This window comes from Nocardioides sambongensis, from assembly GCF_006494815.1.
GTDB classification, from domain to species: Bacteria; Actinomycetota; Actinomycetes; order Propionibacteriales; family Nocardioidaceae; genus Nocardioides; species Nocardioides sambongensis.
Genome location: NZ_CP041091.1, coordinates 1,753,914 through 1,771,545, shown reverse-complemented (window position 1 = coordinate 1,771,545; position 17,632 = coordinate 1,753,914). Strand labels below are relative to the sequence as shown.

Sequence of the window (17,632 nt, the reverse complement as noted above, 5' to 3'; positions counted from 1 at the left end):
ACGATCCCACCGGCGAACGCCGAGGGCCGGTGCTGGTGCTGCCCTTCACGCTGGGCTACCTCGGCGGCGCGGCCGGCACCTGGCTCGCGCTGCGCTCCCGACGCGCGGCCACGCCGGTGGTGCCGCTCTTCCTGGTCCTCGTGCTCTGTGTGCTGTTCGGCACCGAGGACACCGCCGCGGTGCTGCTGAAGTCCCTGTTCTTCGTCGCCGTCGCGCTGTGGTGGATCGCGATCCGGGCGGGGGAGAACCCGGCCGTCGACCACGCCCACCGCGGTGCCGTGGCGCGTGCCACGGTGAGCGCGGCGGTGGTCGGCTCGGTGGTGGTGCTGGCCACGGTCGCGGTCGGCGACGTGGCCGACCGCCTGGTACTGCGCGGCATGCTCGGCACGGGGTACGACGTCGGCCGGCTGGACAACCCGTTGACGGACTTCGGCCAGTTCCGCGACGACGACGCCGACAAGAGCATGGCGCTGAAGCCGCTGCTGACCCTGCGCGGGCTGCCGCGCCGGGTGCCGATCCGGTTCCTGGTGCTCGACACCTACGACGGCGTCGAGTGGAGCCCGGGCAACGACACCGTGCTCGGCACCCGCGAAGACCGCTTCCAGCAGCTGGGGGAGCGGGTCGGGACCTCGGCGGTGGGGCGGGAGATCGCGGTCCGGGTGGACCTGCGCAAGCTGTGGAACAGCGACTGGCTCCCGCTCGCCGGCTACCTCACGTCGCTGGACTTCGACGGTCCCGACGCCCGGTCCCCGCTGGCCGACGTGCGCTACAACCCGGCGACCGGGTCGGCCGCGGTGGCCGGCGAGCTGGGGCGCGCCGACGACTACCGGTTCACCGCGGTGGTGCCGCCGACCCGGCTGCCGCGGGACGCGGAGCCGTTCGCCCACCCGGGCGACCTGCAGCCGGAGGGTGAGTTCCTCGACGACTACCTCGAGCCGTGGCGGCGCGAGCCGGTCACCCCGATCGAACGGGTGCTGCTGCTCGCCGAGTACCTCAAGGTCACCGGCTACTACAGCGACGGAGCCGCGATCGGGGAGACCGAGGTGCCCCGCGGCCACTCCAAGGAGGCGCTGGCCGCGTTCGCGTTCGCCCCGGTCGGCAACGACGAGCAGTACGCCGCCTTCCTCGCCCTCGCGGCGAACCGGCTCGGTGTGCCCGCGCGGGTGGTGGTCGGCGCCTACCAGGGTGAGCGCCGCCAGGTGCGGGCCGCCGACGTCGAGGCCTGGGTGGAGGTGCAGATCGCGGACGGCACGTGGCGGGTCGTCCCGGCCCACGCGTTCATCGGCACCCAGGACCCCGCCCTCGCCGCACAGACCCCCGAGGAGTTCCTGGAGCGCAAGAAGAAGGAGCGCGAGCGCGAGGAGCCCGAGCCGGAGCAGGAGGCGGACCGGGCGGCCGACGGGGACGGCGATCTCGGCTGGGTACCCGCCGCCGGGGCCGGCGCCGCTCTGCTGCTGGTGGCGGCCGTCCCGCTGACGAAGTGGCTGCGGCGGCGCCGGCGTCGGTCCCGCGCGGGGGTGGCCGCCGTGGTCGGCGGGTGGCGCGAGCTGGTCGACTCCGCCCGCGACCTGGGCTACGACGTACCGGTCGCGGCGCCTCGGCCCGACCAGGCCCGGGCGTGGGCGGGCGCCGAACCGGCCGCGGTCGCGCTGGCCGAGCGCACCGACGCGCTGACCTTCGGGCCGCTCGCCCCCGACCGTGCGGTGACCGACGACTACTGGGACCGGGTGCGCCGGGAGCGCCGCCTGCTCGCCGCCGACCGCTCGGCGCTGCGTCGGCTGCGGGCGCGCTGGAGCCTGGCCTCGCTGCGCGGGCGCGGCGACCGTGCCCGCCGGGCCGGGAGGCCGGACCGGCTCAGGAGGTGAGGTCGCACCCGAAGATCGCGGTGCCGGGGGTGAGCAGGCCGCGGGTGCGCGACCAGCCTCCCCAGAGCCGGTCGTTCCCCTCGGGCCACTGCGGCTCGAGCAGCGTGGTCAGCCGGAACCCGGCCGAGGCGAGCAGGCCGACCCAGTCGCCCAGCGTCCGGTGGTGCTCGACATAGCTGGTCGCACCCGTCTCGTCGTCCACCTCGACGTAGGGCGTGCGGTCCCAGTAGGACTGGCTCGCGGTCAGCCCCTCCTCGCCGGGATCGTCGGGGAACATCCAACGCGTCGGGTGCGTGATCGAGAAGGCGTAGCGACCACCGGGGCGCAGCACCCGTGCCGTCTCGGCCACCGCCGCGGAGATGTCGGCGACGAACTGGAGCGCCCCGAAGGAGGAGAAGACCGCGTCGAAGGAGTCGTCCGCGAACGGCAGGTGCGTCGCCGTCCCCAGCACACTCGGTACGACGACCCCGCTGGCCTCGTCGATGCGCCGGGAGTGCTGCAGCTGCCGGTGGGAGAGGTCCAGGCCGATCGCCCGTCCGCCCCGGGCGCGCACCCAGCGCGAGCACTGACCCGCGCCGGAGCCCACCTCGAGGACGTCCTTGCCGGCGACCTCGCCGAGCACCTTCGCCTCGTCCTCGGTCAGCCCCTCCGGTCCCCAGAGGAAGCCGAGGTCGCCGAGGTAGGGGCCGTGGGTGGCCTGGTACTCGTCGGCGTAGCGGTCCCAGTCGGCGCCGTTCGCGCGCCGGGACTCCAGCTCGGAGGTGTCTCGGCGGTGAGCCGTCACGGGGGATGCGGCCACTGCTGCACGATGGCGAGCCTAGCGCCCGCCGGTCCGAGCCCCGCCGACCGCGGTGCCTCCGGTCGGTCCGGCCCGCTCAGTTGGACGGCACACCGCACGCGCGCGTAGGCTGGTTCATCGTGCCCACAACCGTGGACACGTGTCACTTCTACTTCTGCCCACCCAAGGATCTATCCCTCCTCATGACGAGCATTCTCTCGACTCCCCTCGGCTACGACGACGACGCGCCGCAGGTCGCCATCAACGACATCGGTTCCGAGGCTGACTTCCTGGCCGCGATCGACCAGACCATCAAGTACTTCAACGACGGCGACATCGTCGACGGCACCATCGTGAAGGTCGACCGTGACGAGGTCCTCCTCGACATCGGCTACAAGACCGAGGGCGTCATCCCCTCGCGCGAGCTGTCCATCAAGCACGACGTCGACCCCTCCGAGGTCGTCGAGGTCGGCGACAAGGTCGAGGCCCTCGTCCTCCAGAAGGAGGACAAGGAAGGCCGTCTGATCCTGTCCAAGAAGCGCGCCCAGTACGAGCGCGCCTGGGGCACGATCGAGGAGGTCAAGGAGGCCGACGGCGTCGTCGAGGGCAACGTCATCGAGGTCGTCAAGGGCGGCCTGATCCTCGACATCGGCCTGCGCGGCTTCCTGCCCGCGTCGCTGGTGGAGATGCGCCGGGTGCGCGACCTCCAGCCCTACGTGGGTCAGACCCTCGAGGCGAAGATCATCGAGCTGGACAAGAACCGCAACAACGTGGTCCTGTCCCGCCGCGCCTGGCTCGAGCAGACGCAGTCCGAGGTCCGCCACGGCTTCCTCACCCAGCTGCAGAAGGGCCAGATCCGCAAGGGTGTCGTGTCCTCGATCGTCAACTTCGGTGCGTTCGTCGACCTGGGTGGCGTGGACGGCCTGGTGCACGTCTCCGAGCTCTCCTGGAAGCACATCGACCACCCGTCCGAGGTCGTCACCGTGGGCGACGAGGTCACCGTCGAGGTCCTCGACGTCGACATGGACCGCGAGCGTGTCTCCCTGTCGCTGAAGGCGACCCAGGAGGACCCGTGGCAGCACTTCGCCCGCACCCACCAGATCGGTCAGATCGTGCCGGGCAAGGTCACCAAGCTGGTGCCGTTCGGTTCCTTCGTCCGCGTCGAGGAGGGCATCGAGGGCCTGGTGCACATCTCCGAGCTGGCCGAGCGCCACGTGGAGATCCCGGAGCAGGTCGTCCAGGTCAACGACGACGTCATGGTCAAGATCATCGACATCGACCTCGAGCGTCGCCGGATCTCGCTCTCGCTGAAGCAGGCGAACGAGACCGCCGTCGCCACCGACGTCGAGGAGTTCGACCCGACCCTCTACGGCATGCCGGCCACCTACGACGACCAGGGCAACTACGTCTACCCCGACGGCTTCGACCCGGAGACCGGCGAGTGGCTCGAGGGCTTCGAGGAGCAGCGCGCCACCTGGGAGGACCAGTACGCCAAGGCGCACGCCCGCTGGGAGGCGCACGTCAAGCAGCAGGCCGAGGCCCAGAAGGCCGAGATCGAGGCCGGCGAGGCGTCGTCGTACTCGTCCGGCGCGGCCGAGCGCACCGAGGAGACCGGCGGCTCGCTGGCCTCCGACGAGGCGCTGCAGGCGCTGCGGGAGAAGCTGACCGGCGGCAACTGACCGCCCGTCGCTCCGCGACTGCACGAGGCCCGTCCCACCGCATGGTGGGGCGGGCCTCGTCGTTCTCGTCGAAACCCGGACGGGCCGAGCGCCGGCGGCGTACGGTGCTCCGGTCATGTCAGCCGTGCTCCGGGCTCTCATGCTCGTCGTCGTCTCCGCGATGGCAGCGGGTGCGCTCGGCAGCGCCCGGGCGCAGGGCGCCACTGCCGAGGCAGGGTCGACGGGGTCGACCCGGATCATGATCGTCGGGGACTCGATCACCCACGGCTCCACCGGTGACTACACCTGGCGCTACCGGCTGTGGCAGCACCTGAGGTCGGCGGGGGAGGACGTGGACCTGGTCGGTCCGCGCACCGACTTGTGGAACTACCTGCGGTCGCGTCCCGGCGACCAGCGCTACGCCGTCCGTGGCTTCGATCGGGACCACCGGGCGCGCTGGGGCGACTCCTACACCCGGCTCGCCCCGGAGATCCGGGGCATGGTGGCCGCCCACCAGCCCGACTACCTGGTGGTGGAGCTCGGCTTCAACGACCTGCTCTGGTGCTGCTCGCCCGAGCGCACGCTGGAGCTGCTGCGGGCGTTCCTGGACGAGGTGTACGCGGCGTCGCCGGGCGTGGTCACGATCGTGACCACCGTGCCGTCCACCCGGCTGGCCGCCGCGCCGGCCTTCAACGACCTGCTCCTGGCCTCCGAGCCCGACCTGCGCTCGGAGCACCCGGGTGTCATCGTCGCCGACACCGCCGCGGGCTTCCGCACCCGGCGGCACACGTTCGACGGCACCCATCCGAATGCGAACGGCGAGCTGGTCATCGCCGCCGGCGTGGCGGACGCGCTGGCCGAGGTCGGCGTCGGGACGCCGGCGCAGCGACCGCTGCCGGTGCTGCCGGTGGGCCCGTCGGTCGCCTCGGTGCTGCGGGTGCGCGCCGGCGACCGGGAGGCGATCCTGCGATGGCGGCCGGCGCCGGGCGCCACGCGCCACTTCGTGTGGGTGCGCGGGCCCGGCGGTCGGCGGTGGACGAGGTTGCCGCACGCCGTCACCGGCCGCAGTCGGACGATCGGCGGTCTGGTCAACGGGCGCCGCTACACCTTCCGGGTGCAGGCGGCCAAGGTCCGAGCGGTCTCGCCGCTGCGGTCGCTACCGGTGCGCGTCGTGCCGCACCGGTGAGCGGGTCACTGCGTTGCGCCACCCGGCGGGAGGAAGGCGGGATCGGCGGTGTGCGAGGCGGGCGGGGTGACGTGGGGACGGGCGTCGCGCAGAACCATCTGGAGCGTGCCGGCGACGACGGCGAGCCCCAGGAGAAGCAGCAACAAGGTCATGGCAGTAATCATGCGCCGGTCGAAGATCTGCCAGAAGTGGCAGGAATGACGGCCTCCGTTGATTTGCTGCCAACATCGTGCCAGGATGCCGAGCATGCTGAGCAACGTGGCAGTCCTGGCGTTCGAGGGCGTCGCGCCGTTCGAGCTCGGAGTGCTCTGCGAGTCGTTCGGGCTGGACCGGTCCGAGCACGGCGTGCCCAAGCTCGACTTCGCGGTCTGCGCGCACACCCGCGCGCCGATCCGCACGTCCATGGGCTTCTCCATCCAGGTCGACGCCGACCTCGGTCGCGCGGCCGAGGCCGACCTGATCGCGGTCCCGGCGATGCCCCGTGGCGGCACCCCGCCGGACGAGGTGGTCACCGTCCTCCAAGACGCCCACGAGCGTGGAGCACGGATCCTCTCCGTCTGCAGCGGGGCGTTCACCCTCGGGTCGGCCGGCCTGCTCGACGGACGCGAGTGCACCACACACTGGATGTACACCGCCGAGCTGCAGGAGCGGTTCCCGCTGGCCCGGGTGGTGCCCGAGGTCCTGTACGTCGACGCCGGCCAGGTGGTGACCAGCGCCGGCACCGCCGCCGGGCTGGACGCCTGCCTGCACATCTGGCGCCAGGAGCACGGCGCGGCGGTGGCGAGCATGATCGCGCGCCGTGCGGTCGTCCCGCCGCACCGCGACGGCGGCCAGGCGCAGTTCATCGCACGACCGGTGACCGACTGCGACGCCGAGACGCTGCGTCCGGTGCTCACCTGGGTGCTGGAGAACCTCGCGGAGAACCACAGCGTCGACTCGCTCGCCCAGCGTGCGCACATGTCGGCCCGCACCTTCGCCCGGCGCTTCCGCGACGAGACCGGCACCACCCCGCACACCTGGGTCACCCAGCAGCGGATCGCCGCCGCCGAGGAGCTGCTGGAGCGGACCAACCAGCCGGTGGAGCGGATCGCCGCGAGCGTGGGGTTCGCGAACCCGGCCACGCTGCGGCACCACTTCACCCGGGTGCGCGGGGTCAGCCCGCAGGCCTACCGCCGCCAGTTCGCCTGCTGATCCTGAGGTACCCGCTGCTGTGCCTGCCGTGATTGCGCGGCGGCAGCCGACGGGTCGGGTTACGCTACGGGGGTTGTGCGTCGTACCGCTTGCTCCCTCCTCGTCCTCGTCACCGCCCTCGCGATCGTCGTGGTCGCGCCCTCGTCGCCGGCGGGTGCCGCATCCCGCCCTGCCCTGCACCTCTCACCGGCCCGGCCGCTGCTGGCCGAACCGGTGCGGGTCGCCACGCGGCTGCCCGGACGCGGGGTGAGACCCGTCGTCCTGCAGCGGGCCCGGGGTCACCGCTGGGTGCGCCTGGCCCGCTCCAGGACCGACCGGGCCGGACGTGTCCGGATCACCATCCGCGCGACCGCGCCGACCACCCGGCTGCGGGTCCTCGCGCCGCGGCACCGCAGCGGCGGCCGCACCCACCGCCAGGTGGTCTCCGCGGTGCGCACGCTGCGGGCCCGACCGGGGGCGCTGACCTTCTCCAGCGCGCTGGACGGCGACCGGGTCGACGTGACGGTGACGTCGACGAACGTGCTGGCCGGCAGACCGGTGCGCTACCAGGCCGCCGACGCCGACGGCCGGTGGCGGACGCTCGGCAGCGGCCGCATCCGGGGCACCGGCACCACCCGCCTGGACGACGTCGCCCCCGCGGCCGACGTGCGCGACCACACCCTGCGGGTCGTGGCACCACGATTCAAGGGTGCGCCCGCGGTCGTGTCGCCGACCCGAGGACCGGCGACGGCCGAGGTCACGGCGACCGTGGACGGACAACAGGTCCGGATCACCGCGACCGCGCGGGGCAACGTCGACGCGGTGCGGTTCTACGGGGACGGCGAGCTCCTCGCCGTGGACCGGACCGCCCCTTGGGAGACCACCTGGACCCCCACCATCGGCGAGCACGACGTGACCGCCCGCGTCGTCGGCCAGCTGCAGAGCACCCTGGTGCCCGGTGTCGCGGTCGAGACCACCGGCACCGCGATCGGCATCGACTCCGGTGTCGCCGAGGGATTCGTGCTGGAGCCCGTGCAGAGCGGCCTCGACCTGCCCACCAGTGCCGCGACGCTGCCGACGGGCGCCGTGCTGGTCACCGAGAAGGCGGGCACGGTGCAGGTCGTGGAGCCGACGGGCGAGTCGGGCTGGTCGTTGCCGCGTGAGGTCCTCGACCTGACCGACGTGGTCTACGACGGCGGGGACGCCGGTCTGATCGGGATCGCCGCGGACCCCGAGTTCGCCGTCAACGGCCACGTCTACCTCAGCTATGTGCGTGACGAGACCGTCGCCGGAGACCGGCGCAGCCAGCAGGTCACCCGGTACACCTGGGACGGGGACCGGCTGGTGCCCGGCTCGGGCACGGTGGTGCTGGGATCGGCGACCGGGGAGGACTGCGCGCCTGAGGCGGCGATCCGCACGCCCGACTGCCTGCCGATGATCGGTGCGGCGCACACGGTCGGCGACCTGCACTTCGACGAGCAGGGCAATCTGCTGGTCGGGGTGGGCGATGGCGCGCTCGAGCTCACCGGCGGGGGCCTGCGCGGCCGGGAGGCGACGCTGCGGGCGCAGGACCCCGACGTCCTGGCCGGCAAGGTGCTGCGGGTCGATCCCACGACGGGAAACGGCGTGCCCGGCAACCCGCTGTACCGGGGCGACGGGACGGACAACGCCTCGCGGGTGGTCGCACTCGGCCTCCGCAACCCGTTCCGGTTCTCCGTCCACGACGACCTGCTGATCATCGGTGACGTCGGCGAAGCCGCGGTGGAGGAGATCGACGTCGTCGACCTGGCCGCGTCCCTCGACCGGCCGGAGAACTTCGGCTGGCCCTGCCGGGAGGGCGACGCACCCACCGACGTCGGCGACGTGGCGGACCCGGACGACCCGTGGCACGTGTGCGCGGCGGTTCGCGAGGACGGCGCGGCCGCCGGTCCGGCGTACTCCTATCCGCATCGCGACACCGGTGGCTCCGTCTCCGCCGGCACCTTCCTCGACTCCGCGGCCTACCCGTCCTCGATGCGGGGCCGCTACGTGTTCGGCGACTACGCGCAGAACTTCATCCGGACCGCCGACGTCGACCACCACGGGACCGTCACGGCGGTCGCCCCGTTCGCCGACGCCAGCGCCGCCGGCGGGCCGGTGAAGTTCTTCACCGGGCCGGACGACCTGGTCTGGTCGGTCTCCATCGCGACGGGCTCGCTGGTCCGGCTGCGCTGGACGGGGGAGGACTCCGGCGACCAGTGCGAGGTCGGGACGTTCCGCAGGACCTTCCACGACCTCGACGGACCCGACTCCGTCTTCGACCGGGAGTTCCCCGACGACGAGTGGAGGTGGCTCTACCCCTACGCCGCCGCCCAGCTCCCCGCCGAGCGGCTCGGCGACACCGCCTGCACCACCGGGATCAGCCTGTCCACCGACGGCTCGCCCTGGCTGGCGGAGGGGGAGAGCGACCAGCGGGACCACCCGGGTGACCGGTTCGGCACCGCGTGGCGGGGGAGCATCACCGTCTCCCCGGGCACGTACCGGTTCCAGGTCGTGGGCAGCGAGTGGATGCGCCTGTGGGTCGACGACCAGCTGCTGCACGACTTCTATGCGAGCGAGTTCTGGGAGCCGTCGGTCCGGACCGCTGAGATCGTGTTGGGACGGGGCCAGCACGTGGTGCGCGCGGAGCACGTCCACGGCGATGAGACCCTCGCCGCCGCCGACGTCGGTTGGGAGCGGGTCGGCGAGCCGCCGACCGTCGAGCTGACCGCGCCGGCCAACGGTGTGGTGACCTCCGACGGACGGGTGGCCTGGCAGGTCGCGCTCAGCGATCCCGACGGGGAGGACCCGGCCCAGCTGGCGGCCGGCGTCGTGCTGGAGGTGGACTTCCTGCACTTCACCGGCGGCTCCGACGGCACCTTCCACTCCCACCCGTCGCGGCGGATCTCCGGAGAGCTCTCCGGGACGCTGGAGGTCGACGACGCGCACGCGCCCGGCAACGGCATCGTCCGGCTGCGGGCGGTGGCCACCGACGCGAGCGGGGCCCGCGGGGTGAGTGCCCCGGTCTACGTCTGCTTCCCCGACGGCGACGTCGGACCCTGCTGGCCCTGATCCTCACCGTCGCCGGGGTGGAGCGGGTCACCCGCGACGAGCTCGGTACGACGTACCTTGCCGGTCAGCGTGCGGGGCAGCGCCGGCCAGTCCTGATACTGCTTGGGCCGCTTCGGCGGGGCCAGGTGGGCCCGGGCGTAGTCGCGCAGCACGTCGGTCTCGACCTCGCCGACCACGGCGGCGCAGACCCGCTGCCCCCAGGTGGGGTCGGGGGCGCCGTACACCGCGATGTCGGTGACGCCGGGACACCGGCCGAGGACCTGCTCGACCTCGGTCGGGTAGACGTTGACGCCGCCGCTGATGATGAGGTCCTCCCGGCGGCCGTCGAGGTAGAGGTAGCCGTCGGCGTCGATGCGTCCGTGGTCACCGACGGTGAACGCCGGACCCTCAGGTGTCTCCCGCCAGGCGGCCGCCGTCTTCTCCTCGTCGCCGAAGTAGCTGAACCGGGCGTACGGCGGGACCACGCACCACAGGGTGCCGTCGGGGTCGGCGCTGAGCCGGCGTCCGGGGCGGGCGCGGCCGACGGTGCCCGGGCGCTCCCGCCACTCCTCGCTGCGGCAGGCGGTGAACTGGCCCTCGGTGGAGCCGTAGAACTCCCAGGTGGTGCCCGCGGGGAAGGTGGCGAGCAGCCGCTCCTTGACGTCGACCGGACACGGCGCCCCGGCATGGGCGACCAGCCGGAAGCTGGACAGGTCCGGCGTACCCGTGCGGTCCCAGTGGGCGAACAGCCGTTGCAGGTGGGCCGGCACGCAGAACATCGTGGTCGGCCGCTGCTGCTCGATCGCCTCGCTCACCCGTGCCGGGTCGAACGGTCCCGGCAGCACCACGCGACCCCCGGCCAGCCGGGTGCCGAGGGCGAAGCGCAGCGGGGCGGAGTGGTAGAGCGGGCTCAGCACGAGGTTGACGTCGTCGTCGGCGAAGCCCCACAACGCCGCCTCCTCCTCCACCAGGGCCCGTGCGTCAGCCGGGGCGAGCAGGCCCGAGTACACGCCCTTCGGCGTGCCCGTCGTGCCGCTGGTGCAGTGCATCGGACGGGCCAGGGGGAGCCCGGGCGGCGGGAGGGTGCCGCGCAGGTCCTCGAGCGCTTGCTGGTCGGCGATCACCCGGTCGGGGCGGACCACCTCGAAGATCCGACCGCACTCGCCGGCGGTCAGCCGCGGGTCCAGCGGGACCGGTAGGACCCCGGCCGTGAGCAGCCGGTGGACGGCGTCCAGGTAGTCCTCGGAGCCGGGTACGAGAAGCGCGACGCGGCTGCCGGGCTCGAGTGGTGCGGACACCCGCACAGTCTTCCATCCGCCGGTCGTAGCCTTGCTGCCATGCGGGTTGGACTCACCGGCGGCGTTGCGTCGGGCAAGAGCACGGTCTCCTCGATCCTCGCCGAGCTGGGCGCTGTCGTCATCGACGCCGACCAGCTCGCCCGTGAGGTGGTCGAGCCGGGCACCCCCGGTCTCGCCGCCGTGGTGGCGGCCTTCGGGGACGAGGTGCTCACCGAGGACGGGGCGCTGGACCGCGCCAAGGTCGGCCAGATCGTCTTCAACGACACCGAGCAGCGTCGCCGGCTGGAGTCGATCGTGCATCCCCTGGTCTTCGAGCGCTACGCCGAGCTGGAGGCGGCGGCGCCGGCCGGGGCCGTGGTCGTGCACGACATCCCGCTGCTGGCCGAGTCGGGGCGGCACGAGGACTTCGACGCGGTGATCGTGGTGGACGCGCCCCGGGAGCTGCAGATCGACCGGATGCTCGTCGAACGCGGCTGGACCCAGCAGGACGCCGAGGGGCGGATCGGTGCCCAGGCGACGCGCGAGCAGCGCAACGCGATCGCGACGCACCTGATCGACAACACCGGCTCGCTGGCGGACCTGCGAGCCCGGGTCCACGAGGTCTTCGACCGGCTGACCGCCAACTGACCCCTCGCGGGGCGCTGGGTGACCCCTCGCGGGGGCCCGGGTGACCCCTCGCGGGGCCCCGGGTGACCCCTCGGCGGGCGGTGGACTCAGGCGGCCATGTCGGGGTCGCCGATCCGACGCAGCTTCTGCAGCGCCTCGCGCTCCAGCTGCCGGACGCGCTCGGCGGAGATGCCGTGCTTGGTGCCGATGTCGGCCAGCTTGTGCTGGCGACCGTCGGCGAGCCCGTAGCGGGCGCGGATGATGTCCGCGGCCCGCGGGTCGAGCTGGTCGACCAGCAGGTTGAGCCGCTCGCGGGACTCGGTGTCCAGGACGGTCAGGTCCGGGCCGGGGGCCGTCTCCTGGGCCATCAGGTCGCCGAGGGAGGTGTCACCGTCCTCGTCGACCGGGGTGTCCAGGCTGATGTGCTCGCGACCCCACGACATCAGGTCGAGCACGCGGTCGACCTCCATGCCGAGCTCGGTCGCGATCTCCTCCGGCTCGGGCGTGCGGCCCAGCTGGCGCTCCAGGGTGCGGCGCGCGCCGCCCACCTGGTTGAGCTCCTCGACCACGTGCACGGGGAGTCGGACCACCCGGGCCTGCTGCGCGATGCCGCGGGTGATCGCCTGCCGCACCCACCAGGTCGCATAGGTGGAGAACTTGTAGCCCTTCGCGTAGTCGAACTTCTCGACCGCGCGGATCAGGCCGGTGTTGCCCTCCTGGATCAGGTCGAGCATCGGCATCTGCGCCCGGCCGTACTTGCGGGCGATCGAGACCACCAGGCGCAGGTTCGCGGTGATGAACTCGTCGACGGCCTTGTCGCCCTCCTCGGCCAGCCACTCCAGCTCCTCGCGGCTGGGGCGACCCTTCGGGGCGCCCTTGCGACGGCCGTAACGGCCCTCGGCCAGGAGGCTGCGGGCGTAGAGCCCGGCCTCGATCGTCTTGGCGAGCTCGACCTCTCGGGCCGCGTCCAGCAACGGGGTGCGGGCGATCTCGTCGAGGTAGAGCCCGACGCTGTCACGCCCCTCGATCTCGCGTCCGGTGCTTCGCCGAGTCCCCGCCGTGGTGGGCTGGGTTGCAGTCGCCATCGCAAACCTCCTTCGCCGCCCGGGCCGATCGGGCCCGGTACTGGATCCAACGCACCGGGTACGTACCCGATTCCCGGATTCGTAGCGGTGCTCTCATCTCCTACGACGTGTGGCGGCGCGCAGAAGTTGCCGTCGGTGGCGACTCTCAGAAAGTTCTCAAGTAGTGACGGAACCGGCCGTGGAACCGGCCGCGGCGGCGTCCAGGGCGCCGGCCGGAGCACTTGCCGGACGGACCCCGGCGATCCCCAGCCGGTCCATCACCCAGGCGAGGCTGAACGCGACCTCCTCCCAGGCGCGGTAGCGGCCGGAGACGCCACCGTGGCCGGCGGCCATCTCGGTGCGCAGCAGGACGTCCGCCCCGGGCGCCACGGCGCGGAGCCGGGCCACCCACTTGGCCGGCTCCACGTAGAGGACCCGGGTGTCGTTGAGCGAGGTGATCGCCAGGATCGGCGGGTAGGGCAGGTCCGCGAGGTTGTCGTAGGGCGCGTAGCCGGCGATCCGGTCGTACGCCGCCGGGTCGCCGTCGGGGTTGCCCCACTCGTCGTACTCGCCGACGGTCAGGGGCAGCGTCGCGTCCAGCATCGTGGTCAGGGTGTCCACGAACGGGACTTCCGCGAGGATGCCGCCGAAGGCGTCGGGGGCCTGATTGGCGACGGCGCCCATCAGCAGCCCGCCGGCGCTGCCGCCCTGCGCGACGATCCGGTCGGCGGTGGTCCAGCCGGTGTCGACCAGGTGGCGCGCGCAGGCGATGAAGTCGTCAAAGGTGTGCTGCTTGTGCTCGAGCTTGCCGTCGTCGTACCAGTGGCGTCCCATCTCACCGCCGCCGCGCACGTGCGCGATCACGAAGGCCGCGCCACGGTCCAGCAGCGAGAGCCGGGGCACCGAGAAGTAGGGGTCCATCGAGGCCTCGTAGGAGCCGTAGCCGTAGAGCACCACCGGCACCGTGCCGGTGCCGTCGGCACCGCGGGCGTCGCGGCGCACGACCAGCGACATCGGCACCTGGGTGCCGTCCGGAGCCGTCGCCCACAGCCGGTGCTCCTGGTAGTCGTCGGCGTCGTAGCCGCCCAGCACCGGTGCCTGCTTGAGCAGGCGGGCCTCGAGGCTGACCAGGTCGACGTCGTAGACCGATGACGGCTGGCTCATGCTCGTCATCCCCACCCGGAAGACCGGCTGGTCGAAGGAGGGGCTGCTGCCGGCGCCGACGGTGGCCAGCTCGCCACCGAGGTCGAGGAGCCGGTCCTCGACGACCGGGGAGTCCGGGTCGGAGCCCAGGCCGAGCACCCGCAGCCGGGTCCGCCCCTCACTGCGCTGGGAGACCACCACGTGCCCCGCGAAGGCGTCGACGTCCTCGAGCCGGACGGCGCTGTCGTGGGCGAGCAGCGGAGCCCAGTCCTCCACCGTGCTGGGCACACTGCCGGTCAACCCCAGCTCGAACTCGGGCCCGGCGGCGTTGTGCAGCACCAGGAAGCGGTCCTCCCCGGCGACCAGGATGTGGTCGAGGGAGTATTCGACCCCGTCGCGTCGCGTGGCGAAGCAGGTCGGCGCCGCGGAGGCGTCTCGGGCGTCGAGCAGGTGGTACTCGGTGGTGGTCCGGGACCCGGCCGCGACCACCACGTAGCGCTGGCTGCGGGTGCGGCCCACGCCGACGGTGTAGCGGGCGTCGGTCTCGTGGAAGACCAGCTCGTCGTCGCTCTGCGGGGTGCCGAGCCGGTGCCGCCACACCTTGTCCGGTCGCCACGCGTCGTCGACCGTGGAGTAGTAGCAGTGGTCCGGTGTGCCGCCCCAGGTGACCCCGCCGAGGACACCCTCGAGCCGGTCCTCGAGCAGGTCGCCGCTGCCGAGATCGAGGAAGCGGACCGTGTAGCGCTCGTCGCCGACGACGTCGGTGGCGTAGGCCAGCATCGCGTCGTCGGGGCTGACCGCCGAGCCGCCGAGCGAGAAGAAGTCGTGGCCCTCGGCGAGCTCGTTGAGGTCGAGCAGCACCTGCTCGCCGGGCAGTGCCGGCTGGTCCGGGTCGGCGTCCTCGGCCGGCTGCGGGGGAGTCCAGTCCTCCGGTCCGGCGACGGGCACCCGGCAGCTGGCGCCGTACTGCCGGCCCTCGAAGGAGCGGCCGTAGTACCAGTACCCGCGCACCCGGGTGGGCACCGAGAGGTCGGTCTCCCGGGTGCGGGCCTTGATCTCGGCGAAGATCGTGGCGCGCAGGTCGGAGAGGTGGGCGGTACGGGTCCGGGTCCACTCGTTCTCGGCCTCCAGGTGCGCCAGCACCGCCGGGTCGTCCTTGGCGCGCAGCCAGTCGTACTCGTCGGTGCGCTCACGCCCGTGGTGGGTGGTGGTCACCGGGCGGCGCTCGGCGACGGGCGGGGCGAGGGGGATCGGTACGGCGGAGCCAGCGTCGGACATGTGTCGAACGCTAGTGCCTGGGCGGTGACTCCGGCTCGGGCGGCCTCCACCGGGACAGCTCGGGGTCGTCGGTGCGGAACGAGCGCACCGGCCCCGGTGCCGTCGCGGCGGTCTCGAAGCGGACGGTGACCACGCCGCGTCCCGACCCCCACACCCAGCCGCGGCCGTGCTCGGTGTGCACCACGTCGGCCCCCGGCGGCCACGGGCGCGGCGCTCGCACCCCGGCCTCGGCCAGTGGGTCCGGCTCGGCTGCGAGGCCCTCCGGCGGGTCGTGGTCGGGCTCGTGACCCGACCCGGTGGGCTCCTCCCCGGTCGTGGTGAAGAGCTCGTCCTGGACCCAGTCGGCGAGCCCGGCCACTCCGACCCCCAGCAAGCGGACGCCGCCGGAGGTGTCCAGGTTCTCCAGCAGGCTGCGCGCGGTGCGGGCGATGGTCGCCGCCTCGTCGGTGGGGGAGGCGAGGGTGGAGGAGCGGCTCAGCGTGGTGAAGTCGTAGAGGCGCACCTTGATGCTGACCGTGCGGCCGGACAGTCCGCCCTCCGCCAGCCGCCGGGCGACGTCACCCGCCTGCCGGGTGAGGATCGCGTCGAGCTGGCGGCGGTCGGTCAGGTCGTGCTCGTAGGTCGCCTCCACGCTGACCGACTTGGTCTCCCGCTCGGGCACCACGGGACGGTCGTCGTCGGCGCGGGCCAGGGCGTGCAGGGACTGGCCGTGGGCCTGGCCGAGCACCCGGACCAGCTCGTCGCGGCTGATCCGCTCCAGGTCGGCGACGGTGTGCACGCCGACCCGGCGCAGCCGCTCGACCGTGGCCGGGCCGACGCCGGGGATCACGCCCACCTTCATCGGGCGCAGCAGCTCCCGCTCGGTCCCCGGCGGCACCACGACCAGGCCGTCGGGCTTGTCGAGGTCGCTGGCGATCTTGGCGATGAACTTGGAGGTGCCGATCCCGATCGACGCGGTGAGCCCGCCGGTCACCTCGGCGACCCGGGCGCGCAGGCGCTCCGCGTAGGCGGTGACCGTCCCGATCTCGAGGTCCGTGATGTCCTCGGCCGAGGCCAGGTCGACGAAGGCCTCGTCCAGGGAGAGCGGCTCGACCAGCGGTGAGCAGGCGCGCAACACCTCCATCACCGCCCTGCTGGTCGTCCGGTAGGCCTCGAAGCGACCCGAGAGGAACGCGGCGTGAGGGCAGCGGGCGCGCGCCTCGCGGGTGGACATGGCCGAGCGCACCCCGAACGCCCGCGCCTCGTAGGACGCGGTGGCCACCACGCCACGGCCGCCCACTCCACCGACCACCACGGGCTTGCCGCGCAGCGAGGGCTTGTCCCGCTGCTCGACCGCGGCGAAGAAGGCGTCCAGATCCAGATGGAGCACCGACGCCTGGGACCGCACGGAGGGAACGCTAGTTCGCGCCGGCGACACCCGCCCCATCCGCCCCTGGTCGGCCCACCCGGCCGCGGTCCGCGCTCGGCCGCGGTCCTTCCTCCACAGCCACGGACCGGGCGGTGCCCCCGACCGGGCCGGCGCGACGAGGGTGACGACATGAGCGACACCGCCGACGACCTGGCCCCGCCCCTGCACCTGACCGCCCGCTCCGACGAGGACCTGGTGGCGCTGGCTCCGGTGCTGCTCGGCTTCTGGCCGGACCAGGACATCGTGATGCTCACCTTCGGCGCCGCACACCCCTTCCACGCCCGCGTCGACCTGCCGCCGGCGGCCGCGCAGTCCTCGGACTGCCTGGCCGCGCTCTCCGCGTCCCTGCTGGTGCCGGCAGTGCGGCACGGCGTGCAGGCGGTGGTCCTCCTCTGCCACACCGAGGAGCCGGCCGACCTGATCCGGCTGTGGCCGGCGCTGGCCGACGGCGCCGCTGCCGCCGGGATTCCGGTGCTGCGGGCGCTGGCGCTGGACGGCACCCGGATGCGGCGCCTCGACGGCCGCCCCGACGCCTCCCGCCCCGCCCGCGCCGTCCGGTACGACGTCAGCGCCCACCCGTTCGTGGTCCGGGCCATGGTGGAGGGGCGGATCGGCTACCGCTCGCGCGCCGAGATGGTCCGGGCCCTCGCGGCCGACCCGGCGGCGACCGCGCGGGTCGCCGCGGAGCTGGCGGACCTGGAGGCCGCCGGCGACCTCGCACCGGTGACCGCCACCGGGTCCCAGCCGTGGACCCGGGGCACCCGGACACCCTCCGATCGCGAGGTCGCCGAGCTGCTGCTCCGGCTGCGGGCCGAGGGTGGCGCCGGCGCGCAGCAGCGCGCGGCCCATCCGTCCCGGGGAGCGGCCGTGGCCGAGCGCCGGTTCTGGGCCACGGTGCTGCCGCGCACCCCGGAGCCGGACGTGGTGGGGGTGGCCACCGCGCTGGCGCTCGCGGCTTGGCGCAGCGGCGACGGGGCGATGGCGTGGGTCGCGCTCGACCGGGCGCTGGAGGTCGACCCCGACCACGAGCCCGCGCTCGTCCTGACCGAGCTCCTGGAGCGCGCGGTCCCACCTCAGGCGGGCTGATCGCAGCCCGCAGCCGCCGCGGT

13 protein-coding genes are annotated in these 17,632 nt (G+C 73.4%); 7 read left to right on the top strand and 6 right to left on the bottom strand.

Annotated features, from left to right (window positions below):
* Positions 1–29: 29 nt before the first annotated feature.
* Positions 30–1,865 (top strand): transglutaminase-like domain-containing protein, encoded by a 1,836-nt coding sequence (locus FIV43_RS08260; RefSeq protein WP_141013741.1) that lies wholly within the window; start codon positions 30–32, stop codon positions 1,863–1,865.
* Here the strand turns inward: FIV43_RS08260 and FIV43_RS08255 are convergent.
* Positions 1,855–2,664, bottom strand: coding sequence for a class I SAM-dependent methyltransferase (locus FIV43_RS08255; protein WP_231123835.1), 810 nt, complete (start codon positions 2,662–2,664; stop codon positions 1,855–1,857). The genes FIV43_RS08260 and FIV43_RS08255 overlap by 11 nt on opposite strands.
* Before the next feature lie 182 nt (positions 2,665–2,846).
* Between FIV43_RS08255 and rpsA the strand changes: the two genes are divergently transcribed.
* Positions 2,847–4,322 (top strand): 30S ribosomal protein S1, encoded by a 1,476-nt coding sequence (gene rpsA, locus FIV43_RS08250; RefSeq protein ID WP_141013740.1) that lies wholly within the window; start codon positions 2,847–2,849, stop codon positions 4,320–4,322.
* Between the two features lie 115 nt (positions 4,323–4,437).
* Positions 4,438–5,487 carry a GDSL-type esterase/lipase family protein gene (locus FIV43_RS08245; RefSeq protein WP_141013739.1) on the top strand — a complete coding sequence of 350 codons (1,050 nt, stop codon included), beginning with the start codon at positions 4,438–4,440 and terminating at the stop codon, positions 5,485–5,487.
* 5 nt (positions 5,488–5,492) lie between these two features.
* Here the strand turns inward: FIV43_RS08245 and FIV43_RS08240 are convergent, their stop codons facing one another.
* Positions 5,493–5,735 carry a hypothetical protein gene (locus FIV43_RS08240; protein WP_141013738.1) on the bottom strand — a complete coding sequence of 81 codons (243 nt, stop codon included), beginning with the start codon at positions 5,733–5,735 and terminating at the stop codon, positions 5,493–5,495.
* Here FIV43_RS08240 and FIV43_RS08235 point away from each other — a divergent pair.
* Positions 5,734–6,678 carry a helix-turn-helix domain-containing protein gene (locus tag FIV43_RS08235; RefSeq protein ID WP_141013737.1) on the top strand — a complete coding sequence of 315 codons (945 nt, stop codon included), beginning with the start codon at positions 5,734–5,736 and terminating at the stop codon, positions 6,676–6,678. The two genes, FIV43_RS08240 and FIV43_RS08235, sit on opposite strands and share 2 nt — an antisense overlap.
* Positions 6,679–6,753: 75 nt before the next feature.
* Positions 6,754–9,747 (top strand): PQQ-dependent sugar dehydrogenase, encoded by a 2,994-nt coding sequence (locus FIV43_RS08230; protein ID WP_141013736.1) that lies wholly within the window; start codon positions 6,754–6,756, stop codon positions 9,745–9,747.
* Here the strand turns inward: FIV43_RS08230 and FIV43_RS08225 are convergent.
* Complete coding sequence (locus tag FIV43_RS08225) at positions 9,702–11,024, bottom strand: class I adenylate-forming enzyme family protein (RefSeq protein WP_231123834.1); 1,323 nt, start codon at positions 11,022–11,024, stop codon at positions 9,702–9,704. The two genes, FIV43_RS08230 and FIV43_RS08225, sit on opposite strands and share 46 nt — an antisense overlap.
* A gap of 39 nt (positions 11,025–11,063) precedes the next feature.
* Here FIV43_RS08225 and coaE point away from each other — a divergent pair, with 39 nt between their 5' ends.
* The gene (gene coaE, locus FIV43_RS08220; protein ID WP_141013734.1) at positions 11,064–11,651 is read left to right on the top strand and encodes a dephospho-CoA kinase; all 588 of its coding nucleotides are present in this window, start codon (positions 11,064–11,066) and stop codon (positions 11,649–11,651) included.
* Between the two features lie 86 nt (positions 11,652–11,737).
* On the opposite strand, the gene FIV43_RS08215 is transcribed toward coaE, so the two are convergent.
* The 3 genes from FIV43_RS08215 to FIV43_RS08205 all read right to left on the bottom strand — a co-directional run bounded on the left by FIV43_RS08215 (position 11,738) and on the right by FIV43_RS08205 (position 16,502).
* On the bottom strand, positions 11,738–12,715 hold the full coding sequence (locus tag FIV43_RS08215) for a sigma-70 family RNA polymerase sigma factor (protein ID WP_141013733.1): 978 nt from the start codon (positions 12,713–12,715) through the stop codon (positions 11,738–11,740).
* 156 nt (positions 12,716–12,871) lie between these two features.
* Positions 12,872–15,115 (bottom strand): S9 family peptidase, encoded by a 2,244-nt coding sequence (locus FIV43_RS08210; RefSeq protein ID WP_141013732.1) that lies wholly within the window; start codon positions 15,113–15,115, stop codon positions 12,872–12,874.
* Positions 15,116–15,125: 10 nt separating this feature from the next.
* Positions 15,126–16,502 (bottom strand): DNA polymerase IV, encoded by a 1,377-nt coding sequence (locus tag FIV43_RS08205; RefSeq protein WP_141013731.1) that lies wholly within the window; start codon positions 16,500–16,502, stop codon positions 15,126–15,128.
* A 150-nt stretch (positions 16,503–16,652) separates the two neighbouring features.
* Between FIV43_RS08205 and FIV43_RS08200 the strand changes: the two genes are divergently transcribed.
* Positions 16,653–17,609, top strand: a complete 957-nt coding sequence (locus FIV43_RS08200) for a DUF4192 family protein (RefSeq protein ID WP_181407722.1) — start codon at positions 16,653–16,655, stop codon at positions 17,607–17,609.
* Positions 17,610–17,632: the final 23 nt, after the last annotated feature.